Source organism: Streptomyces sp. MA5143a (genome assembly GCF_900290235.1).
GTDB lineage: Bacteria > Actinomycetota > Actinomycetes > Streptomycetales > Streptomycetaceae > Streptomyces.
Map to the genome: position 1 here is coordinate 1 of NZ_OLMK01000002.1, position 15,510 is coordinate 15,510.

15 protein-coding genes are annotated in these 15,510 nt (G+C 72.7%); 7 read left to right on the forward strand and 8 right to left on the reverse strand.

Annotated features, from left to right (window positions below; genetic code table 11):
- Positions 1 to 877, reverse strand: an 877-nt coding sequence (locus tag SMA5143A_RS00865) for an NAD(+)/NADH kinase (protein ID WP_107460915.1), incomplete at its 3' end; no start/stop codon positions are given.
- Positions 874 to 1,989, reverse strand: a complete 1,116-nt coding sequence (locus tag SMA5143A_RS00870; RefSeq protein WP_107460877.1) for an SPFH domain-containing protein — start codon at positions 1,987 to 1,989, stop codon at positions 874 to 876. The genes SMA5143A_RS00865 and SMA5143A_RS00870, both read right to left, overlap by 4 nt.
- Positions 1,990 to 2,135: 146 nt before the next feature.
- Here SMA5143A_RS00870 and SMA5143A_RS00875 point away from each other — a divergent pair, with 146 nt between their 5' ends.
- On the forward strand, positions 2,136 to 3,359 hold the full coding sequence (locus tag SMA5143A_RS00875; RefSeq protein ID WP_180303823.1) for an arginine deiminase: 1,224 nt from the start codon (positions 2,136 to 2,138) through the stop codon (positions 3,357 to 3,359).
- A gap of 106 nt (positions 3,360 to 3,465) precedes the next feature.
- Positions 3,466 to 4,473 (forward strand): ornithine carbamoyltransferase, encoded by a 1,008-nt coding sequence (gene argF / locus SMA5143A_RS00880; protein WP_107460878.1) that lies wholly within the window; start codon positions 3,466 to 3,468, stop codon positions 4,471 to 4,473.
- Between the two features lie 58 nt (positions 4,474 to 4,531).
- Here argF and SMA5143A_RS00885 read toward each other — a convergent pair whose 3' ends face one another.
- Positions 4,532 to 4,990: an ATP-binding protein gene (locus SMA5143A_RS00885; protein WP_375136441.1), complete on the reverse strand. Its 459-nt coding sequence runs from the start codon at positions 4,988 to 4,990 to the stop codon at positions 4,532 to 4,534.
- A 335-nt stretch (positions 4,991 to 5,325) separates the two neighbouring features.
- Between SMA5143A_RS00885 and SMA5143A_RS00890 the strand changes: the two genes are divergently transcribed.
- Positions 5,326 to 6,153 carry an enoyl-CoA hydratase family protein gene (locus SMA5143A_RS00890; protein ID WP_107460880.1) on the forward strand — a complete coding sequence of 276 codons (828 nt, stop codon included), beginning with the start codon at positions 5,326 to 5,328 and terminating at the stop codon, positions 6,151 to 6,153.
- A complete protein-coding gene (locus tag SMA5143A_RS00895; protein ID WP_107460881.1) occupies positions 6,154 to 8,604 on the forward strand; it encodes a bifunctional salicylyl-CoA 5-hydroxylase/oxidoreductase in 2,451 nt (816 codons plus the stop codon). It abuts the gene before it with no gap.
- Positions 8,605 to 8,631: 27 nt separating this feature from the next.
- On the opposite strand, the gene SMA5143A_RS00900 is transcribed toward SMA5143A_RS00895, so the two are convergent.
- Together SMA5143A_RS00900 and SMA5143A_RS00905 are read right to left on the reverse strand one after the other, a co-directional pair.
- On the reverse strand, positions 8,632 to 9,450 hold the full coding sequence (locus SMA5143A_RS00900; protein ID WP_107460882.1) for a PaaX family transcriptional regulator: 819 nt from the start codon (positions 9,448 to 9,450) through the stop codon (positions 8,632 to 8,634).
- 15 nt (positions 9,451 to 9,465) lie between these two features.
- On the reverse strand, positions 9,466 to 11,064 hold the full coding sequence (locus tag SMA5143A_RS00905) for an AMP-binding protein (protein WP_107460883.1): 1,599 nt from the start codon (positions 11,062 to 11,064) through the stop codon (positions 9,466 to 9,468).
- Positions 11,065 to 11,222: 158 nt separating this feature from the next.
- On the opposite strand from SMA5143A_RS00905, the gene SMA5143A_RS00910 reads away from it, so the two are divergent.
- Positions 11,223 to 12,362: an acyl-CoA dehydrogenase family protein gene (locus SMA5143A_RS00910; protein WP_107460884.1), complete on the forward strand. Its 1,140-nt coding sequence runs from the start codon at positions 11,223 to 11,225 to the stop codon at positions 12,360 to 12,362.
- Positions 12,359 to 12,757 (forward strand): RidA family protein, encoded by a 399-nt coding sequence (locus SMA5143A_RS00915; protein ID WP_107460885.1) that lies wholly within the window; start codon positions 12,359 to 12,361, stop codon positions 12,755 to 12,757. Before SMA5143A_RS00910 ends, SMA5143A_RS00915 begins: the two co-directional genes overlap by 4 nt.
- A gap of 39 nt (positions 12,758 to 12,796) precedes the next feature.
- Here SMA5143A_RS00915 and SMA5143A_RS00920 read toward each other — a convergent pair whose 3' ends face one another.
- Complete coding sequence (locus SMA5143A_RS00920; RefSeq protein ID WP_107460886.1) at positions 12,797 to 12,985, reverse strand: DUF5999 family protein; 189 nt, start codon at positions 12,983 to 12,985, stop codon at positions 12,797 to 12,799.
- 255 nt (positions 12,986 to 13,240) lie between these two features.
- Here SMA5143A_RS00920 and SMA5143A_RS00925 point away from each other — a divergent pair, with 255 nt between their 5' ends.
- The gene (locus SMA5143A_RS00925; RefSeq protein WP_107460887.1) at positions 13,241 to 13,678 is read left to right on the forward strand and encodes a DUF6299 family protein; all 438 of its coding nucleotides are present in this window, start codon (positions 13,241 to 13,243) and stop codon (positions 13,676 to 13,678) included.
- Positions 13,679 to 13,743: 65 nt separating this feature from the next.
- Here the strand turns inward: SMA5143A_RS00925 and SMA5143A_RS00930 are convergent, their stop codons facing one another.
- Both SMA5143A_RS00930 and SMA5143A_RS00935 read right to left on the reverse strand, forming a co-directional pair.
- Entirely contained in the window at positions 13,744 to 14,553 is an 810-nt protein-coding gene (locus tag SMA5143A_RS00930; RefSeq protein WP_107460916.1) for a carbonic anhydrase, read from the reverse strand.
- 205 nt (positions 14,554 to 14,758) lie between these two features.
- The gene (locus SMA5143A_RS00935) at positions 14,759 to 15,454 is read right to left on the reverse strand and encodes a class F sortase (RefSeq protein WP_107460888.1); all 696 of its coding nucleotides are present in this window, start codon (positions 15,452 to 15,454) and stop codon (positions 14,759 to 14,761) included.
- Positions 15,455 to 15,510 lie beyond the last annotated feature (56 nt).

The window sequence follows — 15,510 nt, forward strand, 5'->3', positions numbered from 1 at the left end:
CCCCCGCCACCCCCACCTCCACCGTCTGCCCCCACGCCAACTCCAACGCGTCCCCCTCCATCCCGTCCCCGAACACGATCAACCGATCCGACTCCACGGTCACCCGCAACCGCGCCCCCGCCCCCAGCGCCCCCGCCACCATCGACGTACCGGTCACCGGCGACGGCCACGCCTCCCGCACGAACCACAGCAGCCGCGCCTCCCCGGGTCCCGGCAGCTCCAGCCGGCTCGCCCGCTCCTGCCACACCGACCGGATCCACCCGGTCGCCCCCGTCCCCGTCCCCACCAGCACCCCCGACGAGGCCTGGGACTCGACGGCACCCCTGTCGCCGTCGAGCCCCAGGCGGTACCGCGCGGTCTGGTGCCCCGCCGCGCCCAGATAGACCTCGTTGAGCGCCACCAGCCGCTGTGTGTCGTCGGCGACGGCCTCCACCATGGTCAGCTCGTCCACCGCCGCACCCCGCCCGACCGCCGAGCCGAGCAGCTTCCCCACGTCCGCGACCCCGTGCCGGACCAGCACCCCCGGGTTGCGCCGGGGATCGGCGTTGACCCCCACCACCGGCTGCCCCGCGAGGTACTTCGCCACGTTGGCCACCAGACCGTCCTGCCCGACGACGACCACGACGTCCTCGGGAGCGAACAGGAACCGGTCCAGGTCGGCCCGCTCCACGCGGGCCTGACGCCAGGTCAGCGGTACCGAGGACGTGACCTCGGCCAGTGCCCGCCGTTCGCGGCGGTGCCGCTCGGCCACGTCCTCGATGTCCCGTCCGCGTGACGTCAGGAAGAAGGCGGCCTGGCCGTGCGTGCCGTGCCGGGCCACCAACTCCTCGTACTCGGTGGTGCGGTGGACCAGCACCACCCGTGGCGCGAGACTCACGCGCGCTCCCCGGAGCCGCCCGCCCCGCCCAGCTTCGCCAGCAGCCCGGTCAGCACGTCGGGCGAGACGGTCACGCTCTCGATGCGCGGCAGGTTCTCCGCGAGGCGCGTCCCGGTCAGCGCGTGCAGCGTCGCCGCGTCCACCTCGCCGTGCACCCGCAGCCACGCCGACTGCGCCTCCGCCCGCGCCGCGCCGACGGCCCGCGCGGCGGCCGCCTCCGCCTCCGCGAGCTTGACCTGCCGTTCCGCCTCCGCCTCGGCGAGCCGGACGTTCCGCGTGGCCTCCGCCTCGGCGAGCTGCACGGTGCGCGCGGCCTCCGCCTCGGTGAGCCGCAGCGTCCGGGCCGCCTCCGCGCCCGCCCTCACGGCGTCCGCGGTGGCCTTCTCCTCGGCCTCACGGCGCGCGTTCGTCCCGCGCTGCTCGACCAACTGCTCCTCGCGGCGGGCGAGTTCGATCTGGCTGGCCAGCTCGTTCTCCGCGATGGCCCGTTCCCGTTCGACGGCCACGGCCCGGCGTTCGTAGGTCGCGCGGTCCGCCTCCTGCTGGATCTGCTCCCGCGCGGGCGTCCGCAGGGCCCGCTCCACCTCCGGCTCGGGCCGCAGCGCCACCACGCGGACGGCCACGATCTCGATGCCGGTGGCCGGCAGCCGGGGCTCGGCCGCGAGGCCGCTCGCCACCCGCTCCCGTACGGCAGCGACCCCGTCGACCAGCGCGGACGACAGCGACGTACGGGCGAGGACGTCCAGGGCGTGCTGCTGGGCCGTCTCCGTCAGCAGCGTCGACAGCTGCTCCAGGGGAGCGCCCCGCCAGACGCCCGTGTCGGGGTCGATGGAGAAGTCGAGCCGTGCGGCGGCGACCGCCGGGTCGCTGACCCGGTAGGTCACCGTCGCCTGCACCGCCACGTCCTGGAAGTCGGAGGTACGGGCGTGGAAGGTCATCGCCAGCTCGCGGTCGTCGACCGGGACCTCGGACAGCGCGGCGGTCAGCGACCGGTACCAGAAGCTCAGCCCCGGGCCGTCGTGCACGAGTCGTCCGGAGCGGTGGTGACGGATGTGCGCGGTGGGCGCTCCGCGCAGATGCCGCCAGCCGAACCGTCTGGTGATGTCGGCCATGAAAGATCCCCTCGTCGTCCCCACGCACTCGTTCGCGTCAGGTAGACGATAATCGCCCGAACCGCTTATCGTCAAGGAGACGAGATCAGGGAATCGTTTCGGCCGACCTGTGGGTGAACGCACGCCCGAATGGTCAGGATGGAGGCATGGGATTCCATGTCGACTCCGAGGCCGGGCGGCTGCGCCGCGTCATCCTGCACCGGCCCGATCTAGAGCTCAAAAGGCTCACCCCCAGCAACAAGGACCTGCTCCTCTTCGACGACGTGCTGTGGGTGCGCCGGGCGCGCGCGGAGCATGACGGCTTCGCGGACGTGTTGCGCGATCGCGGAGTCGCCGTCCACCTCTTCGGTGATCTGCTGACGGACGTCATGCGAGTCCCCGAGGCCCGCGAACTCGTCCTCGACCGGGTCTTCGACGAGAAGGAGTACGGCCCGCTCGCCACCGACCACCTCCGGGCCGTCTTCGAGTCCCTGCCCCTCGGTGAGCTGGTCGAGGCGCTGATCGGCGGGATGACCAAGCGGGAGTTCCTCGACGCGCACATGGAGCCGACGAGTGTCCGCTTCCACGTCATGGAGCTGGACGACTTCCTCATCGACCCCCTCCCCAACCACCTCTTCACCCGCGACACCTCCGCCTGGATCTATGACGGGGTCTCCATCAACGCCATGCGCTGGCCGGCCCGTCAGCGCGAGACCGTCCACTTCGAGGCGATCTACCGACACCACCCCCTCTTCCGCGGCGAGGAGTTCCATGTCTGGTCCGAGGGCCAGGCCGACTACCCCTCCACCATCGAGGGCGGCGACGTCCTCGTCATCGGCAACGGCGCCGTCCTCATCGGCATGAGCGAGCGGACCACGCCGCAGGCCGTCGAGATGCTCGCCCACAAGCTGTTCGCCGCCGGTTCCGCGCGGACCATCGTCGCGCTGGACATGCCGAAGCGCCGGGCCTTCATGCACCTCGACACCGTCATGACCATGGTCGACGGTGACACCTTCACTCAGTACGCCGGACTCGGCATGCTCCGCTCGTACACCATCGAGCCCGGCGTCGGCGAGAAGGAGCTGAAGGTCACCGACCACCCGCCGGAGCACATGCACCGCGCGATCGCCGCCGCCCTCGGGCTGAACGAGATCCGGGTGCTCACCGCCACCCAGGACGTCCACGCCGCCGAGCGCGAGCAGTGGGACGACGGGTGCAACGTGCTGGCCGTGGAGCCGGGTGTCGTGGTGGCCTACGAGCGGAACGTGACGACCAACACGCATCTGCGCAAGCGGGGCATCGAGGTGATCGAGATCCCCGGGAGCGAACTGGGGCGGGGGAGAGGTGGCCCTCGCTGCATGAGCTGCCCGGTGGAGAGGGCGCCCGTGTGAGTTGCCCGGGCGGAGACGGACGGGCCTGTATAGAAATGTGGAACGTCGTATAGACTTCCATCCGTCCCGCAGTCCTCCCGTCCCCGACCGACCCTGGAGCGTCCCCATGGCGACCGCCCTCCCCGCCCTCGCCGGGCGCCACTTCCTCAAGGAGCTCGACTTCACCGCCGAGGAGTTCCGCGGGCTGATCGAGCTGGCCGTGGAGCTGAAGGCGGCGAAGAAGGCGAGGACGGAGACCCGGAGCCTGACGGGCCGGAACATCGCGCTGATCTTCGAGAAGACCTCGACGCGCACCCGCTGCGCGTTCGAGGTCGCCGCGGCCGACCAGGGCGCCTCGACCACCTACCTCGACCCCTCCGGCTCGCAGATGGGACACAAGGAGTCCGTCCGGGACACCGCCCGGGTGCTCGGCCGGATGTTCGACGCGATCGAGTACCGCGGCGACAGCCAGGCCAACGTCGAGGAGCTCGCCGCGTACGCCGGGGTGCCCGTCTACAACGGCCTCACCGACGACTGGCACCCCACGCAGATGCTCGCCGACGTGATGACCATGACCGAGCACAGCGACAAGCCGCTGACCGACATCGCCTTCGCCTACCTCGGGGACGCCCGCTTCAACATGGGCAACTCCTACCTGGTCACCGGCGCGCTGCTCGGCATGGACGTCCGTGTCGTCGCCCCCCGCTCCTACTGGCCCGCCGAGGAGATCGTCGCCCACGCCCGCAAGCTCGCCGAGATCAGCGGGGCGCGGATCACGCTCACCGAGCAGGTCGAGGAGGGGGTGCGGGGCGCGGACTTCGTGGCCACGGACGTCTGGGTGTCGATGGGTGAGCCGAAGTCCGTCTGGGACGAGCGGATCGCCGCGCTCTCCCCGTACGCGGTGACCATGGACGTGCTGCGCGCCACGGGCAACCCCGACGTCAAGTTCCTCCACTGCCTGCCGGCCTTCCACGACCTGGGCACGAAGGTCGGCCGGGAGATCCACGAGAGCCACGGCCTGGACTCGCTGGAGGTGACCGACGAGGTCTTCGAGTCCGAGCACTCGGTCGTCTTCGACGAGGCGGAGAACCGACTCCACACGATCAAGGCGGTCCTGGTGGCGACCCTGGCCTGAGCGGGGCCTGCCCGCTGGGCGGCGACCTGCGGTACGACCGCTCGTCCGCCAGGGCGCTTCAGATCATCCCCGGCCGCTGCTGGTGCGGCACCGACGGGAGGCGGAACCAGACCGCCTTGCCCGAGCTGGTCGGGCGGTGGCCGCAGGCCGAGCTGAGGGCTCGGATCAGCAGCAGGCCCCGGCCGTGTTCCTGCCAGGGGTCCGGCTCGTCGTACCCCGGCGCCGTGAGGTCGCCCGGCGGCGCCGGGTCCGGGTCGTGCACCTCGACCGTGCAGCCGGACGGCAGCAGCTCGACGACCAGCTCTATCGGGCCGTCCCCCGTCGCGTGCTCCACCGCGTTCGCCACCAGCTCCGCCGTGAGCAGCTCCGCCGTGTCGCAGTCCGTCCCGTGCTTCAGGTCGGTCAGAGCCGTCCGGACCAGCGCGCGCGCCACGGGCACGGCCGCAGCCGTGTGCGGCAGCGCGATGCGCCAGGAGGAGGGGGTGGAGGGCTCGTGCAAGGTGGTGGGTCCGTTCATGGAGCAGGTCATGGCTCGTCCTGCTTTCAGCGTTTACGAATGGTACGGCGCGCCCCTTCGCGATCACTCGCCGGGCGCCGTGCGGGACCTTCGGCCCCGTTGACGGGCGATGTACCCCTACCGACGCCGCGCCGCTCACGGCGGAGCCCGCCGTTACGTGCTTGTCGAACGTCCGTGACCGAGTCACGGGGCCGGTCGGACCGGGCGCCCCACCCACCCCGGGCCGTCCCTCTCTATCGCGCACTCGTGACGACAGTCAGATAACGGTGATAGCTTCGTAGGAGCAGGTAAAGCAGCCGCAGCGTCGCGGTAGCCCCCCGAGGAGGCCGCCCGTCATGAGTCCCTTCACCGGCTCCGCCGCCCGCACCTCCGACTGGCGACATCTGCGGTGCTCGCTCGCCGACGGCGTCGCCACGGTCACCCTCGCCCGCCCCGACAAGCTCAACGCGCTCACCTTCGGCGCCTACGCCGACCTGCGCGATCTGCTCGCCGAGCTGTCCCGGGAGAGGTCCGTGCGCGCCCTGGTGCTGGCCGGTGAGGGCCGCGGCTTCTGCTCGGGCGGCGACGTCGACGAGATCATCGGCGCCACCCTCGGCATGGACACCGCCCAGCTCCTCGACTTCAACCGCATGACCGGGCAGGTCGTCCGGGCCGTCCGCGAATGCCCGTTCCCGGTGATCGCCGCCGTGCACGGGGTGGCGGCCGGCGCCGGCGCGGTCCTCGCCCTGGCCGCCGACTTCCGCGTCGCGGACCCCACCGCCCGGTTCTCGTTCCTCTTCACCCGCGTCGGCCTCTCCGGCGGCGACATGGGCGCCGCCTATCTCCTGCCGCGCGTCGTCGGCCTCGGCCACGCCACCCGTCTGCTGATGCTCGGCGACCCCGTCCACGCCGCCGAGGCCGAACGCATCGGCCTCATCAGCCGGCTCACCGACGAGGGCGAGGCCGACGAGGCCGCCCACGCCCTGGCCCACCGCCTCGCCGAGGGCCCCGCCCTCGCCCACGCCCAGACCAAGGCCCTCCTCACCGCCGAGCTGGACATGCCGCTCGCGGCGGCCGTCGAACTGGACGCCGCTACCCAGGCCCTGCTGATGAACGGCGAGGACTACGCGGAGTTCCACGCGGCGTTCACCCAGAAGCGCCCACCGAAATGGCGAGGCCGCTGAATGCCCGCCGACCGGACGGCGAAGTCACGGGCGGGGGACGCCGTCGACCAGCGGGCCCGCCCCGAGGCGCGACCGGCTCCCACCCACCCGCGGGCGCCCGCGCACCGCGGCCGGCCCCACCGCATCGCGATCATCGGCGGCGGTCCCGGCGGCCTGTACGCCGCCGCCCTCTTCAAACGCCTCGACCCCACCCGCGACATCACCGTCTGGGAACGCAACGCCCCCGACGACACCTTCGGCTTCGGCGTGGTCCTCTCCGACGAGACCCTCGGCGGCATCGAACACGCCGACCCGGTGGTGTACGAGGCGCTGCGAGGGGACTTCGTGCGCTGGGACGACATCGACATCGTCCACCGGGGCACCCGTCACACCTCCTCAGGCCACGGCTTCGCCGCCCTCGGCCGCCACAGACTCCTCCAGATCCTCCAGGACCGCTGCCGTGCCCTCGGCGTCACCCTCCGCTTCGGCACGGAAGCCCCCTACCCGGACTGGCTCTGCCAGACGAACGACCTGGTCATCGCGGCCGACGGGGTGCACAGCGCGACACGCGAGGCGTACGCGACGATGTTCCGGCCGGCCATCGAGACCCACCGCTGCCGGTACATCTGGCTGGCCGCCGACTTCGCCTTCGACGCGTTCCGCTTCGAGATCCTGGAGACGGAACACGGCTTCATCCAGCTCCACGGCTACCCCTACTCCCGCCCGTCCCCCGACCCCGACCACCGTCCCTCGACGAAGCCCTCCGGGCCACGGAACCACCCCGGCGCCTCCACGGTCATCGTCGAGACGCGCGAGGAGGTCTGGCGGGCCGCCGGCTTCGGGGAACAGGACACCGCCGAGTCCGTGGAGCGGTGCGCGAAGCTGTTCTCGGACGCGCTCGGCGGACGCCCGCTGCGCGCCGAGAACTCGACGTGGACGACGTTCCGCACGGTCGTCAACGACCGCTGGTCCCACGGCAACCTGGTCCTCCTCGGCGACGCCGCCCACACCGCGCACTTCTCGATCGGCTCCGGCACCAAACTGGCCGTCGAGGACGCCCTCGCGCTCGCCGCATGCCTGGAGGAACAGCCCGACCTGGACGCGGCGCTGGCCGCCTACGAGGAGGAGCGGCGCCCCGTCGTGGCCTCGACGCAGCGAGCGGCGCGGGCCAGCCTGGAATGGTTCGAGAACATCGGCCTGTACCGGCGCCAGCGGCCCCGGCAGTTCGCGTTCAACCTGCTCACCCGCAGCCGCCGCGTCACCCACGACAACCTGCGGCTGCGCGACGCGCACTTCACGGGCGCCGTGGAGCGGGAGTTCGGCTGCCCGCCGGGCACGCCCCCGATGTTCACCCCGTTCCGGCTGCGCGGTCTGACCCTGCGCAACCGGGTCGTCGTGTCCCCCATGGACATGTACTCGGCGACCGACGGCCTCCCCGGCGACTTCCACCTCGTCCACCTGGGCGCGCGGGCGCTCGGCGGCGCCGGGCTCGTGATGACCGAGATGGTGTGCGTGAGCCCCGAGGGGCGCATCACCCCCGGCTGCGCCGGACTGTGGAACGCGCGGCAGGCCGAGGCATGGCGCCGCGTCGTCACCTTCGTGCACGACGAGGCACCCGGCACCGCCATCGGCGTCCAGCTCGGCCACTCCGGCCGCAAGGGCTCCACCAAACGCATGTGGGACGGCATCGACGAGCCGCTGGACGACGGCAACTGGCCCCTCGTCGCCGCCTCCCCCCTCCCGTACAAGCCGGCGAACGCCACCCCACGCGAACTCTCCCGCGCCCAACTCACCGACATACGCGAGCAGTTCACCTCAGCCGCCTGCCGGGCCGCCCGCAGCGGTTTCGACCTCCTCGAACTGCACTGCGCCCACGGCTATCTGCTCTCCGGGTTCCTCTCCCCGCTGACGAACCGCCGCACCGACCGGTACGGCGGCCCCCTGGACCGCCGGCTGCGCTTCCCCCTCGAAGTGTTCGACGCGGTGCGGGCCGTCTGGCCCGAGGAGCGACCGATGACGGTCCGGATCTCCGCCACGGACTGGGCGCGGGGCGGTACGACCGCCGACGAGGCCGTGGAGATCGCCCGGGCCTTCGCCGCGCACGGGGCGGACGCCGTCGACGTCTCGACCGGACAGGTCGTGGCCGACGAGCGCCCCGCGTACGGCCGCTCCTACCAGACGCCGTACGCGGACCGGATCCGCCACGAGGCGGGGATACCCGTGATCGCCGTGGGCGCGATCTCCTCCTGGGACGACGTCAACTCCCTGATCCTCGCCGGCCGCACCGACCTCTGCGCCCTCGGCCGCCCCCACCTCTACGACCCCCACTGGACGCTCCACGCCGCGGCCGAACAGGGCTACGAGGGCCCGGCCGTGACCTGGCCCGACCCGTACCGGGCGGGAAGCCGCCGCCCGAACACCGGCCGCACCGACGCCCCCAGGCCGAGGCTCACCCTGGGCGGCCCCCCATGACCCCGACGGACACCCGCCGGCAGGGCTCTACGCCTCCAGCCCCGCGAACGCCGCCCCCGCGTCCCGCAGCCGTTCGTGCAGGGCCCGGAACACGGCCGCCGAGCGCACCCCCGGCCAGTCCGCCGGCAGCAGCGCGGCCGGTAGCCCGGGGTCGACGTACGGCAGATGGCGCCAGGAGTCCAGGACCAGCAGGTAGTCGCGGTAGGCCGCCTCCGGCGGGGTGTCGGCGCGGCGCTCCCAGTCGTGCAGCACGGGCGCGTGACGGTCGAGGAACGCCTCGTGCTGCTTGGCGATCCCGGCCAGGTCCCACCACCGCGACACCGCCTCGGCGGTCGCCTCGAACCCCAGGTGCTCGCCCCGGAACAGCTCCACGTACGGGTCGAGCCGCAGCCGTACGAGGGTGTGCCGGGTCTCCTCGTACAGCCGTGCGGGCGCGATCCACACGCCCGGCGCCGCCGTGCCGAAACCGAGGCCGGCCAGCCGGGAGCGCAGCACGTGCCGCTTCTGCCGCTCGGACTCCGGAACCGAGAACACGGCGAGCACCCAGCCCTCGTCCTGCTCCGGAGCCGTCGCGTAGATCCGCCGGTCGCCGTCGTCCAGGAGCTGCCGCGCGTCGTCCGACAGCGCGTACCCGGCGGCGCCCGCCGCGGTCCGGGCGGGCAGCAGCAGTCCGCGGCGCTTCAGCCGGGACACCGAGGAACGGACGGAGGGCGCGTCGACACCCACCGCGGCGAGCAGCCGGATCAGCTCGGAGACGGGCACGGGACCCGGCACCGAACGGCCGTACGCGCCGTAGAAGGTGACGATGAGCGAACGTGGTGCATGCTGTTCGGACACGTTGATCATTTTAGGTCTTCGGTATCAATGCTGGTCACCTGTGGTGCGCAGACGGAACCGCTGGAGTTTGCCGGTCGCCGTGCGCGGCAGGGCGTCCAGGAACACGATCTCGCGCGGACACTTGTACGGCGCCAGCTCGGCCCTGAGGAACGCACGCAGCGCCTCGCCGTCCCGGTCCGCCCCCGCCGCGACGACCACATACGCCACGGCGACCTGCCCGCGCGCCTCGTCGGGCCGCCCCACGACCGCCGCCTCCAGCACCTCCGGATGGCGCAGCAGCGCGTCCTCGACCTCGGGGCCCGCGATGTTGTACCCGGCGGAGATGATCATGTCGTCGGCGCGGGCGACATAGCGGAAGTACCCGTCCGGCTCACGGACATAGGTGTCACCGGTGACGTTCCAGCCGCCGCGCACGTACTCCCGCTGCCGCTCGTCCGCGAGATAACGGCAGCCCACGGGCCCGCGCACCGCGAGCAGCCCCTGCTCCCCGTCCGGCACCGGCTCCCCGTCCGGGTCCTGCACGCGCGCGTGCCACCCCGGTACGGGAACGCCGGTCGTGCCGGGCCGTATGGCGTCGTCGGCGGCGGAGATGAAGATGTGCAGCAGCTCGGTCGCCCCGATGCCGTTGATGATCCGCAGCCCGGTCCGCTCGTGCCAGGCCCGCCAGGTGGCCGCCGGCAGGTTCTCGCCCGCCGACACGCACCGCCGCAGCGCCGACAGGTCGTGCCCGTCCAGCTCGCCGAGCATCGCCCGGTACGCCGTCGGCGCGGTGAACAGCACCGACACCCGGTGCTCCGCGAGCGCCGGCAGCAGCTGCTTCGGGCCCGCCTGTTCGAGCAGCAGGGCGCTGGCCCCGGCCCGCATCGGGAAGACCACGAGACCGCCGAGGCCGAAGGTGAAGCCGAGCGGGGGAGACCCGGCGAACACGTCGTCGGCCCGGGGCCGCAGCACATGCCGGGAGAAGGTGTCCGCGACGGCCAGGACGTCCCGGTGGAAGTGCACGCACCCTTTGGGCCGCCCGGTGGTGCCGGAGGTGAAGGCGATCAGCGCCACGTCCTCGGCCGCCGTGTCGACCGCCGGGAACGGCCCGTCCGGCGCGGGCAGCCGGAGCAGGTCCTCCGGCCCGTCCCCGCCGTACGTCGCGATCCTCAGCCCGGGGACCTCGGCCTTCACCAGGTCGTCCACGGACCGGATGTCGCACAGCGCGTGCGTGACCCGCGCCAGCTCACAGACCGTCACCAGCTCGTACGGCCGCTGCTGCGCGAGCACCGTCACCGCGACCGCCCCCGCCTTGAGCACCGCCAGCCAGCAGGCGGCGAGCCAGGGCGTGGTGGGCCCCCGCAGCAGGACCCGGTTGCCCGGGACGACCCCGAGGACGGAGGTCAGGAGGTGGGCGACACGGTCGACGCGGGCGGAGAGGTCGCCGTACGTCCAGGTCTCCCCGGCGGGCGTGTGGAAGACGGGCCGGCCGGGGTCGGTGCCGCCGAGCAGTTCGGCGGCGGCGTTGAGCCGGTCGGGATAGCGCAGCTCGGGAAGGTCGAAGACCAGCTCGGGCCACTGGTCCGGGGGCGGCAGCCGGTCACGGGCGAAGGTGTCGACATGGGCGGTGACCCTGGAGTTCATGACGTTCGCCCCCTGCTCGGTCCCTGCGGTGGTGGACTCGCATGTGGTGGTGGACTCGCACGTCGTGGCGGGCTCGCATCTGGAGCGTATCGCCTTGATGACGACAGTCAACAGATCGCGATAACCTGAAGCGGCCCGATGGGGGAGAGGGGACGGCAGTGACCGCATTCTCGCTCGAACCGGAACAACTCGCCCGATGCGCCGACCTGCGCGCCCTCGCCGCCGACCGGCTGCGCCCCCTCGCCGAGAAGGGCGAGCCCGGCCGCGTCAACCGCCCCCTCGTCGCCGAGCTGGGCCGTCTCGGCCTGCTGCGCCGCCTGTTCACCTCCGGCGCCCTCGACCTCTGCCTGATGCGCGAGTCCCTGGCCTACGCCTGCACCGAGGCCGAGACCGCGCTCGCCCTCCAGGGGCTGGGCGCCCACCCCGTCCACGCCCACGGCACCGAGGCCCAGCGCGCCCGCTGGCTCCCCCGGGTGGGTGACGGCGACGCGGTCGCGGCCTTCGCGCTCAGCGAGCCCGGCGCCGGTTCGGACGCGGCGGCGCTGGAGCTGCGGGCCGAGCCCGACGGCACCGGCCGCTGGCGGCTCACCGGCGAGAAGTGCTGGATCTCCAACGCCCCCGAGGCCGACCTCTACACCGTCTTCGCCCGCACCACGCCCGGCGCGGGCGCCCGCGGTGTCACCGCCTTCCTGCTCCCGGCCGACCGCCCCGGCCTCACCGGCACCCCGCTCGACATGCTCTCCCCGCACCCCATCGGCACCCTCGCCCTCGACGCCGTCCCCGTCACCGCCGACGACGTCCTCGGGGCACCCGACCGGGGCTTCCGCGTCGCCATGGGCACCCTCAACCTGTTCCGCCCCAGCGTGGGCGCCTTCGCGGTCGGCATGGCCCAGGCCGCGCTCGACGCCACCCTCACCCACACCGCCCGGCGCGAGGCGTTCGGCGGGAAGCTGCGCGACCTCCAGACCGTCGCCCACCAGGTCGCCGAGATGGCGCTGCGCACGGAGGCCGCCCGGCTCATGGTCTACGCGGCGGCCACGGCGTACGACTCCGGTGCCCCGGACGTCCCCGGCCGCGCGGCGATGGCGAAGCTGCTGGCCACGGAGACCGCCCAGTACGTCGTGGACGCGGCCGTCCAACTGCACGGCGCCCGGGCGCTGCGACGCGGCCACCTCCTCGAACACCTCTACCGGGAGGTACGGGCGCCACGGATCTACGAAGGGGCGAGCGAGGTGCAACGGGCCGTCATCGCCAAGGAGTTGTACGCCCGGACCGCGGAACAGGAGCCGTCCTCATGAGCATCGAACGGGTGAACCCGGCGGAGCTGTCGCCGCCCAGCGGTTTCTCGCACGCGGTGGTGGCCACCGGGGGCCGGGTCGTGTTCCTCGCGGGCCAGACCGCGCTCGACGCGGACGGCAAGGTCGTGGGGGAGACGCTGGTCGAGCAGTTCGAGCGGGCGCTCGGCAATCTGCTGACCGCGCTGGAGGCCGCCGGCGGCACACCGGCCGACCTGGCCCGCGTCACCGTCTACGCCACGGATGTCGCCGACTACCGCGCCCATGTGTCGCTGCTCGGCCAGGTGTGGCGGAGACTCGCGGGGCGGGACTATCCCGCCATGGCGGTCGTCGGTGTCGTCCGGCTCTGGGACGAGCGGGCCCTGGTGGAACTGGACGGCTTCGCGGTCCTGCCGTAGCGCCGTCGGTCCGGTCGGTGCCGGGCGGTCCGACGGAGCTCAGGCGGCGACGGCGAGACGGCTCGGGGCGACGACGCGGCCGTCGGGGAGGATCTCACCGGTGTCGTCGAAGACGATCGCCCCGTTGCACAGCAGGTTCCAGCCCTGCTCGGGGTGGAAGGCCACGATGTGCGCGGCGTCGCTGGTCGTGCTGTCGGCCACGGGGCACAGGGGCTGGTGTGAACACATGGCGCACCTCCACGTCATTGTGAGTGCCGGCGGCGAGTCACCGCCTCGCAGTACTGACGATGCACGCCCTCGGAACGCGCCGACAAGGCGTCGCGGCGAGACGTGACAACACCCGGACGTCCTGTGACACGACGCGGACACAACACGGGGTGTACGGGGGACGGCGGAGGCGACGCGCCGACGGAGGGGTGACGATCGCCGGTGCCGCACGGCCTGGCCGGTACGACGGTAGGCCCAGCTCAAGGAGGTCATCCCATGCCCGCTTCCCGCGTCCGCCGGGTGCTCGGCACGGCGGCCGGTGCCGCGCTGCTGCTGTGCGCCGCCGTACCGTCCGCCGGCGCCACGGCCGAACCGTTCGAGAGGGTGACGGTCGACGCCACCGGAAAGGTCGCCCCCGATGGCACCCTCACCCTGTCGGGCACCTACCGCTGCCGCGGCGGCAGCGGGCCCGTCTTCGTCTCGTCGTCGCTCTGGCAGGGCGACAGCCGGGTCCGCAAGGGTGTCGGCGGGTCCGAGGCGGTCTGCGACGGCGCCGACCACAGGTGGACCAACACCGACAAGGCCGAGCGGGGCCGCTTCCGTCCGGGGCCGGCCAGAGTGGAGGCGACCGTGACGGAACTGTCCGGCGGGTGGCTGCTGCTGCCCCGCTTCCACGCCGTCCGCCAGCAGCGCATCACCCTCGTCAAGGGCTGAGGCCCAGGACGCCGAAGGGGCCCGGCGGAGATCCGCCGGGCCCCTTCCGTCCGTCTCGCGGCGGACTACTTCAGCAGGTGCACCCGCTGGGTGGTCAGGTCGTAGCGGGCGCCGACGATGGCCACCTTGCCCGCCTTCACCTTCGCGGCGAGGTCGGGCTCGGCCGCCAGCTTCGAGCGGACCAGCCGGACGTTCGCGTCGATGGTCGCCGCCACACGGGCGTCGCCCTCCTCGTGGTGGTCGATCGCCGGGCGGATCTGGTCGGCCACGTACTGGATGTGGGCCGGCAGCTTCTCACCGGTGCTGTCCGCCTGGACGGCCGCCTTCACGGCCCCGCAGGACTGGTGGCCGAGCACCATCACCAGCGGGATGTCCAGTTCGAGCACGCCGTACGCGACACTGCCGAGCACCGCCTCGTCCAGTACCTCGCCCGCGCTGCGCACGGTCATGAGGTCACCGAGGCCCTGGTCGAAGACCAGCTCCGGGGGGACGCGGGAGTCGATGCAGCCGAGGATCAGCGCGAAGGGGTGCTGACCGGTCGTCAGGGTCTTGCGGGTGGTGCCGTCCTCGTGGGGGTGCTGCTGGTGGAAGGTCCGCCACCGGCGGTTGCCCTTCGACAGTTCCTTCAGCGCCTTCTCGGGGGTGTCCGGCCGGGTGGGGGTGGCGGCCGGGGTGGAGCGCGTGGTGCGGGAGAGGGGTTCCGCTTCGGCGGGGATGGCGCCTACCGCGAGTCCGCCACCGATGACGGCGGTGCCGGCGAGCGCGGCGCGCAGCAGCGACCGGCGCCCGCGGGGCCGCACGAGGGATATCGGGCCGTCGGCGGAACCGGACGCCACGGCGTCGTCGCCTCTGTGAGGTGCTTGGTCAGAGTTCACGCGGAGGAACGTACGTCCGGCCAAACGTCCGAACGTTCGCCTTGCGGAATCATGGACGAATGTTGATCAATCATGGTCGGCCGTTGAATCGTTCTTGGCCGACTTGAGGAAAGGTTTTGGACAGTCCGTCACCTGCCGTTCGCCCGGGGCGGGGAGCGCTCCCACCGCTGTGCCCGGCCCTGTCGCGGGCCGGGATCCGGTGGGCTCAGGTGAGGTGTCCGAAGACCACCAGATTGTCGGTGTAGTCCTTGGCGGAGTGGTCGTAGTCGCCGGCGCAGGTGATCAGCCTGACCTCGGCGCGGTTCGCGTCGGCATACACGCGCTTGTCCGGGAAGTCGTCCTTGGCGAACGTCTCCACGTCGTCGACGACGAAGTTCGCCTTGCGCCCGTCGGCCCGTACGACGTCGAAGACATCGCCCTTGGCGAGGGCGCCGAGTTGCGCGAAGACGGCCGGGGAGGTGGCCGTGTCGACGTGCCCGGCGATGATCGCCGTGCCCGACTCGCCCGGCGTGGCGCCGTCGGAGTGCCAGCCCACCAGATTGACGTCGTTGGGGGGCGGCGCTTCCAGTTGCCCCGTGGCGCCGATCTTCAACGGGGTGAAGGGGGCGTCGACGGAGATCTTCGGGATGTGCAGCCGCACCGGGCGCGACCGGGGCAGGGGCCGGCTCGTCGCTCGGGCGGAGGGGGAGGAGGCCCTGGCGGACGGGGGCGGCGTCACGGCCTGCGGGGCGTGCCGGGCGTCCGGCGGTGGGGCGGCGTCGGGCGAGGAGCCCTCGCGGCCGAACAGGATCAGGGAGACGATCAGCAGACCCAGGGCGACCAGTACGGTCACGTTCGGTCGGTTCCCGCGGCGGGTCGGTCCCGGACCGGTGCCGCCGGGATAGGGGGGATGGGCTGCCATTGGACACCACCTCACAAGGCACGGCAGCGGAACGGGCGGGGCGGGGGACGGGAGCC